This is a genomic window from Leptolyngbya sp. AN02str (assembly GCF_050565595.1).
In the GTDB taxonomy this organism is placed as follows: Bacteria; Cyanobacteriota; Cyanobacteriia; order Elainellales; family Elainellaceae; genus Kaiparowitsia.
The window spans coordinates 115,882-132,495 of the sequence record NZ_JBNXVR010000010.1; the positions used below are offsets into that span (position 1 = coordinate 115,882).

General features: G+C 53.7%; 14 protein-coding genes. 3 read left to right on the forward strand and 11 right to left on the reverse strand.

Annotation, left to right across the window (positions count from 1 at the left end):
* Positions 1–39: 39 nt before the first annotated feature.
* The 5 genes from ACQ4M4_RS10160 to ACQ4M4_RS10180 form a co-directional block, all read right to left on the reverse strand.
* Entirely contained in the window at positions 40–237 is a 198-nt protein-coding gene (locus tag ACQ4M4_RS10160; protein WP_430684382.1) for a hypothetical protein, read from the reverse strand.
* Positions 238–713: 476 nt separating this feature from the next.
* Positions 714–1,580: a GDSL-type esterase/lipase family protein gene (locus ACQ4M4_RS10165; RefSeq protein WP_430684383.1), complete on the reverse strand. Its 867-nt coding sequence runs from the start codon at positions 1,578–1,580 to the stop codon at positions 714–716.
* Positions 1,581–1,837: 257 nt separating this feature from the next.
* Positions 1,838–3,415 carry an ammonium transporter gene (locus ACQ4M4_RS10170; RefSeq protein ID WP_430684384.1) on the reverse strand — a complete coding sequence of 526 codons (1,578 nt, stop codon included), beginning with the start codon at positions 3,413–3,415 and terminating at the stop codon, positions 1,838–1,840.
* A gap of 722 nt (positions 3,416–4,137) precedes the next feature.
* Positions 4,138–4,998, reverse strand: coding sequence for a fructosamine kinase family protein (locus tag ACQ4M4_RS10175; RefSeq protein WP_430684385.1), 861 nt, complete (start codon positions 4,996–4,998; stop codon positions 4,138–4,140).
* A gap of 337 nt (positions 4,999–5,335) precedes the next feature.
* Complete coding sequence (locus ACQ4M4_RS10180) at positions 5,336–6,640, reverse strand: M16 family metallopeptidase (RefSeq protein WP_430684386.1); 1,305 nt, start codon at positions 6,638–6,640, stop codon at positions 5,336–5,338.
* Between the two features lie 273 nt (positions 6,641–6,913).
* On the opposite strand from ACQ4M4_RS10180, the gene crtD reads away from it, so the two are divergent.
* Positions 6,914–8,428 carry a C-3',4' desaturase CrtD gene (crtD, locus tag ACQ4M4_RS10185; RefSeq protein ID WP_430684387.1) on the forward strand — a complete coding sequence of 505 codons (1,515 nt, stop codon included), beginning with the start codon at positions 6,914–6,916 and terminating at the stop codon, positions 8,426–8,428.
* A gap of 337 nt (positions 8,429–8,765) precedes the next feature.
* On the opposite strand, the gene ACQ4M4_RS10190 is transcribed toward crtD, so the two are convergent.
* From ACQ4M4_RS10190 to ACQ4M4_RS10205, 4 genes are all read right to left on the reverse strand, one after another.
* The gene (locus ACQ4M4_RS10190; RefSeq protein ID WP_430684388.1) at positions 8,766–9,326 is read right to left on the reverse strand and encodes a DUF4231 domain-containing protein; all 561 of its coding nucleotides are present in this window, start codon (positions 9,324–9,326) and stop codon (positions 8,766–8,768) included.
* Between the two features lie 261 nt (positions 9,327–9,587).
* Entirely contained in the window at positions 9,588–10,361 is a 774-nt protein-coding gene (locus ACQ4M4_RS10195) for a hypothetical protein (protein WP_430684389.1), read from the reverse strand.
* Positions 10,346–11,920 carry an NAD(P)H-hydrate dehydratase gene (locus ACQ4M4_RS10200; RefSeq protein ID WP_430684390.1) on the reverse strand — a complete coding sequence of 525 codons (1,575 nt, stop codon included), beginning with the start codon at positions 11,918–11,920 and terminating at the stop codon, positions 10,346–10,348. Before ACQ4M4_RS10200 ends, ACQ4M4_RS10195 begins: the two co-directional genes overlap by 16 nt.
* Positions 11,921–12,081: 161 nt before the next feature.
* A complete protein-coding gene (locus ACQ4M4_RS10205; protein ID WP_430684391.1) occupies positions 12,082–12,867 on the reverse strand; it encodes a hypothetical protein in 786 nt (261 codons plus the stop codon).
* Between the two features lie 101 nt (positions 12,868–12,968).
* On the opposite strand from ACQ4M4_RS10205, the gene ACQ4M4_RS10210 reads away from it, so the two are divergent.
* The gene (locus tag ACQ4M4_RS10210; RefSeq protein ID WP_430684392.1) at positions 12,969–13,157 is read left to right on the forward strand and encodes a hypothetical protein; all 189 of its coding nucleotides are present in this window, start codon (positions 12,969–12,971) and stop codon (positions 13,155–13,157) included.
* 141 nt (positions 13,158–13,298) lie between these two features.
* Here the strand turns inward: ACQ4M4_RS10210 and xseB are convergent, their stop codons facing one another.
* Positions 13,299–13,577 (reverse strand): exodeoxyribonuclease VII small subunit, encoded by a 279-nt coding sequence (xseB, locus tag ACQ4M4_RS10215; RefSeq protein ID WP_430684393.1) that lies wholly within the window; start codon positions 13,575–13,577, stop codon positions 13,299–13,301.
* On the reverse strand, positions 13,574–14,839 hold the full coding sequence (gene xseA, locus ACQ4M4_RS10220; RefSeq protein WP_430684394.1) for an exodeoxyribonuclease VII large subunit: 1,266 nt from the start codon (positions 14,837–14,839) through the stop codon (positions 13,574–13,576). The genes xseB and xseA overlap by 4 nt, the downstream gene beginning before the upstream one ends.
* Before the next feature lie 654 nt (positions 14,840–15,493).
* On the opposite strand from xseA, the gene recA reads away from it, so the two are divergent.
* Positions 15,494–16,573: a recombinase RecA gene (gene recA, locus ACQ4M4_RS10225; RefSeq protein ID WP_430684395.1), complete on the forward strand. Its 1,080-nt coding sequence runs from the start codon at positions 15,494–15,496 to the stop codon at positions 16,571–16,573.
* Positions 16,574–16,614 lie beyond the last annotated feature (41 nt).

Sequence of the window (16,614 nt, forward strand, 5' to 3'; positions counted from 1 at the left end):
GCAATAGCAATTGCTGATACACCTCATCCCATGCGATCGCTATTGCCGGGCGGGTGCATTAACTGGCATCACAGTAATGGAATGGGCCGCTTCTCCACTTTGCCCGTTCCAATTCACTCCTACCACAGCATAGGTTTTAGCATTTGTATTTTGAAACGTATCTCCAACTGCTAAAAGCTTTTGCGATGTGAACGTACCCAAAAATCGTGAATGTGCATCCATGAGCAAATACTGCATAGAATCTCCGTACAACAACAATGCAACGTAACGCAAACCACAGCGCCCATGTCAACAAACAGGCCAACACAGGCTTTCAAGACAATGCTTGAAAGTCAGACTTCCTTGTTTACAACCAGTTGAGTCTTACTGATGCTCCTAACCCTGCATTTGGGGCATCAGCAATGTAAGGAAGAAATCCTGCTGTTATCTAATAAAGATGAGCAAAACCAACTGCCTACGATACAGGCTCTATGGACTGAAAAGGCGGCGTAAGAAATTTGCTGAACGAGATCAGCATCAAGAGTGAATCGATAACAGGTTGATGGAACGCCTCTGCCTTTACCTTACCCTACTTCTCTGATGTCTCTATCAAAAGCTAACAGGTTTGACTTACAGCTTGGGAAAACGTTAGCCCTGTTTATAAAACAGTGTGAGCAGCAATCTATCGTAATCTCACGCTCAGCGATCGCCCCAGTCATTGCTGACCGCTAAGCTTAACCTTTTGCTTCTAAGACTTGCTGAATATACATTTGTAAGCCACTTCGCCAGACTAGATAGCCCTGTGGATTTAGATGTAGACCATCGGTGCTTAAATCCACTCGTAGCCGATTGCGGTTATCTGCAAACAACGTATACAAGTTCATAAAATACACCCCCTCGCTAGCTGCCAACTCAGCAAGGCGCAAGTTCAAGTTTCGAATGCGATCATTGGGAATTTTCAATAGGCGATCGCGCCCCTCCCAGGTTGCGGCTTCGCTGGCATGAGGCAAAATCGACTGCACTACAATTTGAGTCTCGGGATGTGCTTGTTTCAGGTATTGAATAATCGCTGTGTAATTTTGCAAGATCACCTCATCGTCAACGCCGCGTAGCAAGTCATTGATGCCAATCATCAGCAAAATCGTTTGCGGATTGGTAGCATCTAGCAACGACAGGCGCCCCAGCACCCCCTCAGAGGTATCTCCCGAAATACCCTGATTGAGCCAGTACCGATTCGGCGGTAGCAAATCATTGGGAAACCACAGGCTAATCGAGTCTCCCAGCAAAATGGTGAGGTGGTCCGGTTGTTGGGTGGCCGCAACTTGCGCCTCTTGCGCCAATAGCTGTACCCACTGGTCATAGTTGAGCTGGTGCCGTTCGCCTAAAACAGGGCTAGGCCGAATGGCATGACTAAATGGCCGCACTACAGCTTGGGCATCGCTGGACTGATGAGACCCAAGGCTCATGAACCCAAATAACAGGGCAACTCCACCATTTAGCCCCAAGGCAATCAATGTCCAGGGTGAGGCATCCCATAGTCGATGAACATGGTGCTTCAGCGGATGCAATAGTTCCCTAATCCGAATGTGGCGATCGCCCATTGGCCTCAGCCCACCTAACGTCCAAAAACAAATTCCATGAATGTTTGAATCATAGCGATCCCGCCTCAAAATTGAGCATTTACCTCTAAAACCTTTGGATTCAATCTTTCCTGCATTTCTGTACTGACACCACCCCACCCTATAACTCGGTCAATGCGATCGCCCCACAATAAAGAAAGGCAAAAAGAAAGGCAAGAGGATATCCTCTTGCCTGCTGAATGCTGAAAAACAAACGCAAAATCTAGTGCAAATGTGAACTAGTTCGCAATGCCCGTAGAAGAGGAGACTGACACACCTGCAGGGGCACCAGTTGCATCCTTCACAAAGCCAGCATAAGCTTCCATGCCATGCTCACCAATATCAAGACCCATCAACTCTTCTTCGGGGCTGACACGAATACCCAACACGCTCTTGAGGATAATCCAGAAGATCGAGCTAAGAACAACAGTGATCAAGCCGACCAGCATGGTGCCTGCAAACTGAATCCATAGCTGACCAATACCACCACCGTAGAACAAGCCAGCAGCAGGGCCAGCGCCCTCACTGTACAGACCGCTGGAATGCTCAGGACCAACGGCAAACAAACCAACCGCCAGAGTACCCCACAAACCGTTGACCAAGTGAACGGAAGTTGCACCCACGGGGTCATCAATCTTGAGTTTGTCGAAGAAGCCCACAGCGAGCACCACCAGGATGCCACCAATGATACCGATGATGGCAGCACCACCTGCGGTTACCCAGGCGCAAGGCGCAGTTACCGCAACCAAGCCAGCCAGCACACCGTTGATGATCATGGACAGGTCAGGCTTGCCTAACAATACCCAAGCGGTAATGGTTGCAGCAACGCCACCGAATGCAGCCGCAATATTGGTGGTCAAGGCAATGTGAGCAATCCCCGAACCATCGCCAACACCCATGGTAGAACCGGGGTTAAAGCCAAACCAGCCCAACCACAGAATCAAACAACCCAACGTGGCGATCGCCATGTTGTGGCCGGGCAATGCATTGGGCGAACCATCTTCGTTGTACTTACCAATGCGAGGGCCAAGGAACGCAGCACCCATCAGAGCTGCCCAACCGCCGACAGCGTGCACAACCGTGGAACCCGCAAAGTCCCAGAAACCAGCGCCCGCCAAAAAGCCGCCGCCCCAAACCATATGACCCGTGATGGGGTAGGCAATACCCACCAACAGCAAGCTGAAGATGATGAAGTCGATAAACTTCACGCGCTCGGCCACTGCACCCGAAACGATCGTGGCAGCGGTTCCAGCGAACACAAGCTGGAAGAAGAACTTCGCAGCCAAGGGGACGCCAGCCCAGCTAATTGCGCTGTAAACGCCTTCGTAATCATCAATGGCGGGGCTGTTGTCTGGACCAGAGAGGAAGAAGAGACCGCTGGTACCAAAGAAGGGGTTGCCATCACCAAACATGAGACCCCAGCCAATAAACCAGTAGGCAATGGTTGCCAAAGCAAACACCACCAGGTTTTTAGCCAAAATGTTGACGGCGTTCTTTTGGCGGCAGAAGCCCGCTTCGAGCATGCCGAAACCAGCGTTCATAAAGAACACCAACGCGCCAGCCACCACCACCCACATGGTGTCAAGGCCGACTTGCAGGGTCGCTACAGCGTCTTCTACCGATGCATCTTGCGCAAATGAACTTGTGGCCGTGGCAACCAACAAAACCAAGGCGAACAAGGGAATGCAGGCTTGCCAAGCTGGAGAAAGAGACTTGATCGACTTGAGATTTGAAGATACCTCGCTCACAACGCTTGCAGCGCTACGCCAATCTGGCGATCGCCGCTTACTTCTTTTCCTCAGAACTAATCTAGACATTGGTTGACGTTCCTTGTTACACAAAAATAGCCCGCGACTTTTGCTTAAAAAGCCGCACATTCGCACTTAGAGAAGAACCTACAACAAGCAGCCACAGATAAATTTGGAAAAACCCTGCGATAAGTGCAGAATCCTAAATCCAATCAGCAGAGGAATTATAAATCGGCAAACCCAAATTGAATTACAAGAATTCAAAGGATTTGCGTAGTAAAAATTACCTGTAAGCTGGGATCGAATTATTACAGATTCCATCAAGGTACAGACTTGAAATCTGTATATTGGAACACAATTTTACATCTGCCACAGCAAAAAACGACCCTACAACCCTTTGAGAATCATAGGTTACAGGAATTTCACAATTCGTTTAGGAACTGCGATCGCATGGCTTCTTCTGAGGTTTGTGTAGAAATTGGGGTACTGGGGCAAGCAACAAAATACACAAGTCGCGATGATCTGTGAAAACATCCACCCCTCGCTATTTCTAACTGCTGAGTCAGGTTGAGAATGGAGGTTACCCGGTTGAAATGGGCACAAAGACGACGCGACCCCAAGGGAAATTTGTTCTGTTGCGATCGCAGATATTTTATTTAAGAAAAAATGAACGTGCAGGCGCAGCAATCAGCGCTCTTCGGTGGGTTGCGTGCTGCGCCCCCTCCAAAAAGCCGATAATTGCGGACGCGTTTTCCCCTAAAAAGGGGTGCTTTGGATTATCCGAGCCAACGTTATAGCAAGGTCGCAATCATTCGATTGGCCTGGGATGCATATCCGCCACCAAATAGGTTGAAGTGGTTGAGAATGTGGTACAGGTTGTAGAGGATCTTGCGCCGTTCGTAACCACCAGAGAGGGGATAGGCCATGTGATATGCCTGATAAAAATTATTGGGAAACCCCCCAAATAATTCCGTCATGGCGAGATCCACTTCGCGATCGCCAAAGTAGACTGCCGGATCCAAAATCACAGGCTCCTCAAGTTTGGTGACGGCGGCATTGCCCGACCACAAGTCTCCGTGCACCAGGGATGGCTCTGGGGTATGACCAGCCAGGATGGTGGGAATTGCATCAATCAGGCGATCGCCATCGGGAAATTGACCTCCATTGCGCCGAGCCAAATCGAGTTGGTAGCGTAGCCGATGTTCTGTAAAAAACTCCAGCCAGGTCGCGGTCCAGTGGTTGACTTGAGGCGTAGAACCAATGGTATTTGGCCGATCCCAGCCGAAGCCCTGAGCACTGCTGACCCGATGCATAGCTGCAAGGTTACGCCCCATCTCGTCCCACGAGCGGTGAGTGCCGTATCCCAAGTCGAGCCACTCTAGCACGACATAGGCTGTGTTTGCGGTGGTGCCCCAGCAGATTGGTTTTGGCACACGAATGGTCCGTGTGTCGGAAATTTGCCGTAGCCCCTGCGCCTCGGCCTCAAACATGGCCAAACAGCTAGCCTGATTGAGTTTTACGAAATAGGAAGCGTGATTATCGGAAACCGCATAGGCTTGGTTGATGCTGCCACCCCCAACGGGCCGCTGATGCTGAGCTGAAAACGGCTGACCGATTACCTGCTGGATATGATCTGCGATCGCATTCCACATGAGTTTGTTTGCACAACAAGCGAACGATTGCAACAGATAGCCCTGGCATGTGCCAGCCTACGCCAGCCATAGACAGAAACTATCTCGCCATCATCGTAGCGTGAAGGCAATCGGTTACTGCGTCTTCTATGGGCAAGGCACCCTATCCAGATAAGCAAATTTGAAATGACCGATTTGGAACGAACCCACGCTTCCAAGGTTTGCACAACCAGCAATCCCCAAACGAACGTTCGGTTCTGTTCGGGCTTTTGGGCGGATTTAGATCTGGTGTTCACGATTCAATCTCAGGGTAAAGCTGAGATGGGTTTCGCTATCAGACCCCAAGGGCGGTCGCAAACTACCCTGCCGGACGCATCACCACCGCTCCATAGGCACTAGGGTTGAGATAGCGCTGAGCAGCGGCACTGAGCTCATCGGCATCAAGCGATTGCAACATGGTGGGGTAAAGCAATGCTGGCTCGATATTACCCAATACGGCATGGTAGTAGCCATACAGCCCAGCACGATCGCCCGGAGACTCATTACCAAAAATGTAGCGATTGGTCACGATGGTGCGAATTCGCTGAATTTCGACCTCCGTTACAGGCTCAGTTTGTAATCGATGAATGTGTTGGGCGATCGCGGTCTCTACCTGCGCAATATTGTCTGCCGGTAACTGTGCCGAGATGTAGAACAAGCCCTGTCGTGTATAGGTCATATTGCTAACGCCAATACTCGATACCAGGTGCCGATCTTCGCGCAGATCACGCACCAACCGAGCAGTGCGGCCTTGCCCCAAAACAGCCGCCAACACATCCAGAGGATAGGTCTGCGAAAGTTCGGCCATGCCGGGGACACGCCACATCATGGTGAGGCGAGCCTGCTGCAAGCTATTGTCGATTAGCTCTTCTCGCACAATGGATGTGTAGGCACTCTCTAGTGGGTGACTAGTCGGATGAGCGGTGGAAACAGACCGCGAAGCAGAGCGTCGAGCCTCGGCCTCAGCAAAGCCGTTGACCAGGGTTTCAATGAGCTGCTCAACCGGAAGATTGCCAACAGCCACAGCAGTCATGGCCTGCGGCTGGTACCACTGGGCATGAAAATCACGCATTTGCTGCGCGGTTAGCTGCTCTACCACAGCCGCCGGACCAAGGACAGGTCGGCGGTAGGGCAGGTGATCGAACCCAACTTGCATGGCTCGATAAAACATGCGCCGCTGTGGGTTGTCGTTGGCGCGGCGAATTTCTTCTAAAATGACCGATCGCTCTCGCTCAAAGGCTTCATCGGGAATGGCCGCATTCAGCACCACCTCAATTTGGTGTGGGGCCAGCTCGGCAAAGTCTTTGGGGGCAGTGGTGATGTAGTACTGGGTGTAGTCTTGGCTAGTTGCGGCATTCGTGACCGCCCCTCGTTGCTCAATCAATCGCTCAAATTCACCACTTTGAAGACAGCCCGTGCCCTTAAAAATCATGTGCTCTAGGTAGTGAGCCATGCCGTTGATGGAATCGGTCTCGACGGATGACCCCATGCCTAGCCACAGGCTGAGGTGAATTGCATCAACCGGGATTTGTTCGGCAATGATGGTCAACCCGTTCGGCAAGCGATGAATCGTCGGCGAATTCAGGCGGTGGGGTGTTGCGGACAGGGCAAGGGTGGAGGTCATGAAGTCCGAATCGAGAAGTCTTAATCTATCTTAATCGGGCGCTTCCCCAATCGTCAGCAAAATCAGGATTTACAAGGCTGAGGCCTAGAGAACTGGGTTCATGCAAGTGGGCGATCGCATTCTTGAAAAAATTCTGCGTCCCAACGAATTCAATTGGTTGAACAGCTGTGTGGATATTCAGTTCATCCCAGATGGTTCCAAGCGAATGAATCAACTGACTGAGTTCACCCAACCCGTTATGATAAAAAATGTAAAGGAATGTAAAGGTGGGGTATGCCAAAAGGCGCGATCGCACAACCAAAGCAGCGGGTGGTGGTGGTAGGCGCAGGCATTGGTGGATTGACGGCGGCGGCTCTGTTGGCACGGCGTGGTTACTCCGTTGTACTCTGCGATCAGGCGTCGGTGCCCGGGGGTTGTGCCTCAACCTTTCGGCGGCGTGGCTTTACGTTTGATGTGGGTGCAACCCAAGTGGCCGGATTAGAGCCAGGTGGCATCCATCACCGCATTTTTAACCTGCTTGACATCGAGCCGCCCGAAGCCCGCTACTGCGACCCGGCGTGTGCAGTGTACCTGCCAGGAGAAGCAAGTCCCATTTCGGTATGGCGCGATCCCGACCAGTGGGCTGCCGAGCGCCAGCGCCAGTTTCCCAGCAGCGAGCCGTTCTGGCAGCTGATGGCTGATCTATTTCGCGCGAGCTGGGCATTTCAGCAGCGCGATCCGGTATTGCCGCCCCGTAGTTTGTGGGATGTGAGTCAGCTTGTGCAGGCGGTACGCCTAGGAACGCTAACGACGCTGCCTCATACGTTTTCTACCGTAGGGCAAGTGCTGCGCTGGTATGGCTTGGGGGGCGATCGCCGCCTTAAAACATTTCTTGATTTGCAGCTCAAGCTTTATTCCCAAGTGGATGCCGAGGAAACCGCCTTGCTCTACGCGGCAACGGCTTTGGCCATGTCTCAAGCCCCTCATGGGTTGTATCACCTAGAGGGCAGTATGCAGGTCTTGAGCGATCGCTTGGTGAAGTCAATGGAGCGCGATAGCGGCAGGCTGCTGCTGCGTCACACCGTTGAGCACATTCACACCAATGGCGATCGCGCTGTTGCGGTAACCATTCGCAACCAAAAAACAGGTCACGTGTGGCAAGAGCCTGCCGATCAAGTTGTGGCCAATGTGACTGCACAAAATTTGGTCCATCTACTGGGCGAGGCGGCTCCTCAAGGCTACCGCCGCCGGGTAGACAAGCTGCCGTCGGGGTCTGGGGCGTTTGTGGTGTATTTGGGCGTTCGGCAAGAGGCCATTCCCGCAGAGTGCCCGCCCCACTTGCAATTTCTCTACGATTACGATGGCCCTATTGGCGAAAATAATTCTTTGTTTGTGTCGGTGAGTCGTCCTGGCGATGGTCGCGCTCCCGAAGGGTACGCCACGATTGTTGCGTCTTCGTTCACGGATCCGGCGCCATGGTGGCAAACGACAGACTACGAAGCCACCAAGCAACACTACACCCAGGAGGCGATCGCTCGTCTGGGTCAGTATTTCCATCTCACGCCAGAGACGATTGTCGTAACCGAAGCCGCCACGCCTCGCACCTTTGCCCACTACACCGCGCGCGATCGGGGCATGGTTGGCGGCATTGGGCAGCGAGTATCGACCTTTGGCCCTTTTGGGTTTGCCAATCGCACTCCCATTCAGGGGTTATGGCTCGTTGGCGACTCAACGCATCCGGGTGAGGGCACAGCAGGCGTAAGCTATGCCGCGTGGACCGTGGTTCGGCAAATTGAGGCCAGTCGCTAATGCGAAGCCCAGTTGTCCAAAGTTCAATAACCTAACCTGAGTTTTGGATAAGCTGAAGCGCCCATTTTTGTGTGCGCGTTGCGCACGCAAAAATGGGCGCTTCTGAGGTTTGCGCGATGCGCAAGCCGCAGAAAAGCTCTTCACCGAAACTGACGTTAACGTTAGCCCAATCGTCTAAACTCAATTGCCTAAGCCCGAGCACGTGAATGGTTGTGCGGCTTGGCTACACAACCACTCACGCAAGCGCTTGATTAAATCATCTGTGCGATCGCCTCTTGTACAGATTTGGCACAGCACAGCCCATAAAGGGCCACGCGCTGGATGGAATGCTTATCCCTCAGGAAACTTTGTTGCCTTCTTGAGATTGCTCTTCTATCGTTTCTCGAGCAACCGTTGTGGCGTACACCTCAACATCGCGCTGAATAATGTCTTCAACCTGGCCCACAAAAAGACCAAACGCATCGCTATGAGCCTTGTAGGGGGTGTACACCCCTGTGAGCTGCGAGAACTGCCAGCCCTGGGTTTTGAGAGACTCTACGCTGCGCCGATAGTGCCGCCAACGCTCACCATAGTGAAAAAATTCTTCAATCGCCGATGTGGTGGCAACAATCGCCCCGAGGGTAATGGTGACGTAGCGCATCGTTTCTGATAGACGCCGCTGTTCTTCTGCAAAGTTGAAGCTAATGAGAATCGGAATAATGACGCCACCAATGATAGTTGTGAGACGCAGTAGATAGTAACGATCGCGAGCTTTTCCAGCTTTTCCCTCCATCCAAATCACCTGATCAAGCCAGCGGCCTCGTAGATACGAGCGTTGGTTTTCCTTCAGATCTAACTCATCAAATAGGTTATTAAAGTCCCGCTTTAATAAGTCGTGATAGCTATCTTTTTTAGGCATAGTGCATCCTGAATGAAATTGGCAGTCGAGGGGCAGCGCTCGTGTCCACACCAGCGGATAAAACCAACCCCCAGGGTTGGTTTTATCCAGGCGTTGGATCGGGCAACGGGGCCAAGACATTTCTGCGGCGATCGCAACGCTCAAACAGTACCCTGCTGACTTCCTACAAAAAATCGCATGAAATGCCAAAATCCTTCAACTGTTGAAAATTCTTTAGATCGCGGGAGGCCAAGTTACCAGGCGGCGATCGCCATCCATGGGTTACGTATCGCTGACAGCAGAGCCAAGATTGAGAGGCGTTGGGGTGGAGAGAATGGAGTGAATTAGCTCTGATAAATCTTTGGAGCAGTGCAAGTCAATCACCTGCATCAATCCCGAAGCCAGGATGTAATGAGCACGCTCGTCGGTGATGTTGCCCTGAATGGCTTTGGCGATCGCATCGGCGGTGCGCCCGCTGCCTGCGATCACCACCAATGGGCGGTGTTGATCCAAATTATTGGCAGCATCGCTCCAGGTGACCTCGCCACCATTGATCAACACGGTGACAGAAGGCTGATCTTGCGCGATCGCACTGGCAATTTGCGCAATCCAAAGCGACTCATCTCCCCATCGGCTGCCCGGCACCAGCATAAAGTGCGTGTGGTGGGGTTCTAAATAGGCAGCATCGCTGTGGGGAAGGGGTTGTTGTGGGAGCGCGACGGTTCCTGTGGCGGCAATCCCCACCAAAGGAAACGTGGCCTTGAGCTGAGTACGAGCACAGCCCATCATGCTCATCACGCCGCTGTCCGTGCCTCCATCGACCACCACCGCCTGCATGGCCTCGGCAAGCGGCGCTAGCACTTGCACAAAGAGGGACCGGACTCGCTGTTGATCATCCGGGCTGAGCTTGCCTGCCCCACCCACCAACACCAGCACGGGCCGAGCCTGCACCAACCGTAGCGCTTCTAGCGCAGCGGTAATATCGGCAATTTGGTTGAGGTAAGCGGCCGGAGCCGTGTGACCATTGGCAAATGTGATATTCAGGCTCGGTTCCATTGCAGTGCCGGAATGAGAGTATGAGCAAGCGTGGATGGATCAACGCCGAGTTCAGTGCGATCGCGGGCGGCAAGTTGGGCGGCATGGCTATGCCACCAAACGGCGGCGGCGGCCATTGTGGATACGCTGGCCTGATGCATCATGCCTTGAGCCAGCAGACCACCCATCAGCCCCGTCAGCACATCGCCACTGCCACCCCGAGCCAGAGCCGAGGTACTGTCTGGGTTCATCCAAACTTGCCCTTGGTCGTTGGCAATCAGGGTGCGAGCCCCTTTCAGTACAACAGTGCTTGCGCTATGCTGTGCCGCCAGTCGAACCAACTCTATTCGGTCCGGTTGGGCAAGATCCGGAAATAGCCGCCGAAATTCTCCTAAGTGGGGGGTTAGGACGGTGGGAGTAGAGCGCGATCGCAACGTGTGTACCCCCAAGGTTGCCAAGCAGTTCAGCCCATCAGCATCGAGCACCAGAGGTACTGAAGTCTCCAGCACTTGCTGCACAACGCTGCTGGCACGAGTTGTGAGGCCAGGGCCACAGGCGATCGCCTGAAATCGGCTCCAGTCCAGGTCATTTGGAAGGTGGGCGATCGCACCTTGGTCTTGCTCTTCGCAGCCAATCACGATTGCGCCAGGCAGTTGGCCCACCAGCCACAGCTTCAGCGAGTGAGGGACGGCTATCGTTAGCATGCCCACCCCGCTCGCTTGCGCTGCCAATGCCGACAACATCGCCGCTCCAGGATATTGCCCCGAGCCACAAACCAATAACACGTGGCCCTGCTTATATTTATGGGTCGTCAGGGATCGGGGCGGCAACAGCGTGGCCATCGCCTTGGATCGCGTCATGCGTTGGAGCCCAGGTTGGCCCAACACGGCCTCAATATCCGCCCAGGGAATATCAAACTCCAGCAGCTCAACATGGCCTAAATAGTCCAGCGCATCTTCTTGAAGGCACGCCCGCTTCCACAGACCCAGGCATAGGGTATGGGTGGCTCGAATGGCCGTACCCAATACTGCTCCCGAATCGGTATGCACGCCCGACGGCAGGTCAATACTAATGACCGGAATGCTCCATTGGTTGACCCGATCAACCAAAGCGGCAATCTCACCCGTCAGCGATCGCTCCAACCCAAAGCCAAATAATCCATCAATCAATACCGCACAGTCGGCCAGGGCAGTCACATCCGTTACCCTATCAATGCCCAGACTGGTGACATATTGGGCATGTTGCTGGGTCAGCTCCTTCACCCTGGAAAACGGCTGAAATACCTTGACCTTGTATCCTCGCAGGTGCAGCTCGCGTGCAACTACGAGGGCATCTCCACCGTTGTGCCCTGGGCCAGCCAGCACCCCGACTCGCCCACAGGACAGCGGATGCAGCTCGGCCACACGTTGGGCAATGCGTCCAGCCACCTTTTCCATCAGACCAGCCACGGGCATCCCCGCATCGAATATGCGAGCCTCAATCGCTGCCATTTGCTGCGCCGTAACTACCACATGATCAACAGCAGCAGGCCCAACAGTTTTGGAGTCGGGGGTTGTTGCAGGCAAATGAGATGGATGCACAGACGCTCTCTCCAACTTGGCTGAGCTTATCCAGCCATCATAATCGCGTCAGTTCTGAGTCGTGGTGAATTTTCAGGAAGAAATGCGATTGCCGGATTGACAATCTAAAACTTACGCCGTTGAACGCATTTTTCTGGCCCAGTAGCTCCGTTCGGATGGCTTTACCGGAAGGAATAAATTTGGGAGTTGAGGCCAAAATCCCGTAAGTAGCGATTCCAGCGCTCTGCGGCCTCCCGACCTGAAATGGGGCCGACTCGCACATGAGGCCCCAACGACGACTGCCGTTCTTGGGTTACCTGCATAGACGGGAACCCTTGCCCCAGACGAATTACCTGCGAGCTGACGCGATCGAGATCGGCCAGTGTGCTAGGAATCACCAATACATACGTGCCTACTCCTGGAGAACCGCCCGGTGGGTAGCCCCCCGGCGGATTGTAACCAGACGCATTATCCAGGGTGGTTTGGGCAACGCTCGAACGAATGCCCTGAGCGGCAAGACGCTGCACCTGCTGCTGCGCGATCGCCTCGGTGGCATAAATACCGGCCTGAATGACGGGGCGATTGTCGATAATGCGAACCTGGGCGGTGCGTTCAACCAACTGCACCTGATTCAGCAAGAGCGCACTGCTACCGTTCACCAGCACAACATACACGCGATCGCTGCGCTGCGCTTGCTGAGGATTCCCGTAAATTCCAGGATTAGCCGAGTTACCCGGTGGAAACGGCGGCGGCGGCAGCCCATCAATCACCTGCTGAGCCAGGAGTTGAGGACGCAGCGGCATGGCCTGAGCCGTCGGAGCATCCATTCCACCCAACAGCAGCAGGAACGTGAGGCTAAGCCCGCTGCGAAGGTAGGGCATGAATCGGGATATCCTGGCCACGCCAGGGAATAAAGATGGGCACTCTTGAGCCGGGAAGCCAAGGGTGCCGGGGCGTAAATCAGTCATGTTCCTTTGCTAAGTGAATGGGCAACACAGCGCACTGTGCCAAAAAGTATCGCAGCAGGCTAAAGACCCAGGTTTAAGCAGAATGCAACCACTGTTGGCGGATGGGCGGTCACGCTGGAGTCCAAACCTTGTGGCTATGGCAAAATCAGCGCGATGAATCGGCGCTGAGAGCCCCGAATTCCAACCGAACTGATGCCGACCCAATCAAGCCCACCCCAATCAATCGGTCGGATGATCCCGAGACGGTGGCCAATCGCGATCGCCAACAAGTGATAGCCTGGAATGCTTGAAAATCTAGCACGGCGATCGCAGATTGGAACTGATTTTTTTGCGAAGAAGTCAGTTGGGGCTGTGAAGAAGGCCCAACCAACGAGTCCATCCAGTCAACCCAAAGGGATCACACCGTTGGCAAACGGGCAAGTCAAACTCATTCAAGGCGCATCTGGCGAGTCTACCAACGTCTCGATCAGCAAATCCATCTGTCGTTGCTGCTGGGTCAGAAACGATTCACACTGCCGCAATTCCTCAACCGCCGCCGCAAACTGGTCAAAAATATCGGCAAGCTCCAGCTCGCCCGACTCAATTTGTTGAATGATGGCCTCGATACGGACTACCGAGGTTTCATAGTTCCATCCCTGGACAGCATCACGCGATTCATCGGCGGTGGTGCGGTGATCGGTGAATGAGGAGTTGGGAGTGAAGTTGTTCATAGGGAATCGTGGGTCATCTCAGCGGGACAAACTTCTGACGTTTCCAAGACATGAGCCTTGATTTGGCCTTCGGCTAACTGTACCCAAAGCACTTGGTCAGGCACAACCTCCGCCGCCGATCGCACAATGCTGCCCTGTTCTGCTCGCACTAGCGCATATCCTCGCTGCAGCACAGCTTTGGGGTCTAGGGTTTGCAGCGTTTGGCGAAGCAAGTGGCAGTGCTGGGTGGCTTGCTGCACTCGCTGGTTGGTACTGCGAATGAGCTGCTGACGCAACCAGGCGATCGCCTGCTGCCGTTGCTGAAGTTGTTGAACTAAATTGAGGCGATACAGCCTTTCCCGAAGGCGCTGGAGTCGCTCTTGAGTATGGCCAAGCTGGTACTCGGTTGCACGTTGCAGGGCTAGCACCCGTTCCACATGGTGATAGCAGAGATCAGCCAGTCGGGGCACCACCAATTCGGCAGCCGCCGTTGGGGTGTGGGCACACACATCAGCAGCCAGATCCGCTAAAGATTCGTCACGCTGGTGGCCAATGCCCGCCACAATGGGAATGGAGCAGAGGGCGATCGCCCGCACCACCCGCTCATCGTTAAAACAGGCCAAATCCTCGACCGCCCCACCGCCGCGCGACACAATCAGCACATCGGCTCGGCCATCTTGCTCAACTCGGGCGATCGCCTGCACAATCGACTCGGGCGCTTGTTCACCTTGCACCTGCGCTGGCGACAGCAACACCCGCAACCCCGGATAGCGATGGCGCAACGTTCGTTGGATATCGCCCCATGCCGCCGCTTGAGGCGAGGTCACCACGGCAATAGTTTGAGGATGACTGGGGAGCGATCGCTTGCGCTCTGGAGCAAACATCCCTTCCGCTTCTAGCCGCTGGCGCACCTGCCGCAGCCGCAATGCTCGCAGCCCCTCTCCCCCCGGCAGCACCTGCCACACCATCAACTGGTAGCTTCCCCGCTGGGGATACAGATTCAACCGGCCCAACACCACAATTTGCTCACCGGGTGCGGGCATGGCCACCACCCGATCTAAATGGCTATTCCAAATAATGCAGTGAATGGACGCATCCCCATTGGGATCTTGCAAGGTAAAAAACAGACCGCTGCGGTGATGGTTGGCACTGGACACCTCCCCCGTCACCCAAATTTGCTGCAGCTGAACATCTTGCTCAATCAACGCTTGGATGTAAGCCGTAAGCCCGCCAACAGACAGCACGCTGTCGGGCATTAGGGTATCAACGGAGGTAAATGTCATACATCTCAGAGGAGGAGCAGCATTAAGGGAAATTAAAACCCAAAGTTGTAGCAAGTGGTCAGGACTCAACCACAAATCTTAAATCTCATAGTACAATTGTATCTGACTCGAATTCAACACCATTTGGCTCATTTCGCTAACTACTTGACTTGCTACTTGAAATTTGTGAGTTGACGTGTTCCGTTTCCATCTTCTCTACTCCTCCCTATTTTGAAATTTCTCTCGCAAGCAACCGTGACCGACGATATGGCGCATCAACCGGGATGGGCCACTTTGGAATGGGCAACGTTTGGAATGCACCGCCCAGATGTTGATGCGCCGCTTGGAGTTCGTACTGCCGATAAGGTATCGAGCCGATGGGGTATCGCTCTGTTGAGCGAGGTGCACCAGCTTAACGAAATAATCCCTTGTGTTCCGCGTAGTTTCTTATAGAGTGATAGGAAGCACATGGCCAAGATTTGGGGGCGTTGTTGGGCGACTTGACGATTCTCACTGTTACGGATGAGCGATCATTGAATGGGGCGATCGCCCGATTGCTTCTCGTCTTTCTGGTTTTTACTTTTTATAGAGCTTAAATGACCATTTCGGTTTGATTCGAGCTGTTCCACTTTTCTCAAGCATTTACGCTGCTTGCTGGCAATTGTTGAGGCGCTAATGGCTAAAGCTACTGAAACTTCGGAAAAAGAAAAGGCGTTAAATCTGGTCATGGGCCAGATCGAGCGCAACTTTGGGAAAGGAACCATCATGCGGCTAGGAGATGCCGCACGCATGAAGGTGGAAACGGTCTCCACTGGCGCACTCACCCTGGACTTGGCGTTGGGTGGCGGCTTGCCCAAAGGTCGTGTAATTGAAATCTACGGCCCAGAAAGCTCAGGCAAAACGACGTTAGCGCTCCATGCCCTTGCCGAAGTGCAAAAGGCCGGTGGAATTGCTGCCTTTGTTGATGCAGAACACGCGCTCGACCCAGCCTATGCGGCTCGGTTGGGGGTAGATATTGAGAACCTGCTCGTTTCCCAGCCCGATACAGGTGAAGCCGCACTCGAAATTGTGGATCAATTAGTCCGCTCTACGGCGATCGATATTGTGGTGGTGGACTCGGTTGCGGCACTGGTGCCCCGCGCAGAAATTGAAGGCGAAATGGGCGATACCCACGTTGGTCTCCAGGCTCGACTGATGAGCCAAGCACTGCGAAAAATTACCGGAAATATTGGTAAAACGGGCTGTAGCGTCATCTTTCTCAACCAGCTGCGGCAAAAAATCGGCGTTACCTATGGCAACCCCGAAACGACAACGGGCGGCAACGCGCTGAAGTTTTATGCCTCGGTGCGCCTCGATATTCGCCGCATTCAAACCCTGAAAAAGGGCAACGAGGAATTTGGCATTCGGGCCAAGGTCAAAGTGGCCAAAAACAAGGTGGCTCCGCCCTTCCGCATTGCTGAGTTTGACGTCATTTTTGGGGAAGGGATTTCGACGCTGGGCTGCTTGATGGACTTGGCAGAAGAAACGGGTGTTGTGGTGCGCAAGGGCGCTTGGTACAGCTACAACGGCGAAAATATTAGCCAGGGTCGCGACAACGCCGTGAAGTACATGAAGGAGAATCCAGAATTCGCCACTGAGGTAGAGAAGAAGGTGCGCGAAAAGCTGGAGATGGGCGCAGTGGTATCGGCCACATCTGTGTCGCCGCTGAATATGGATGATGAGGATGAAGACGACGCTTACGAAGACGAGGAGTAGGCGATCGCGCTTTGGTGTGGGTGTAGCTGCTTCCATGGGTC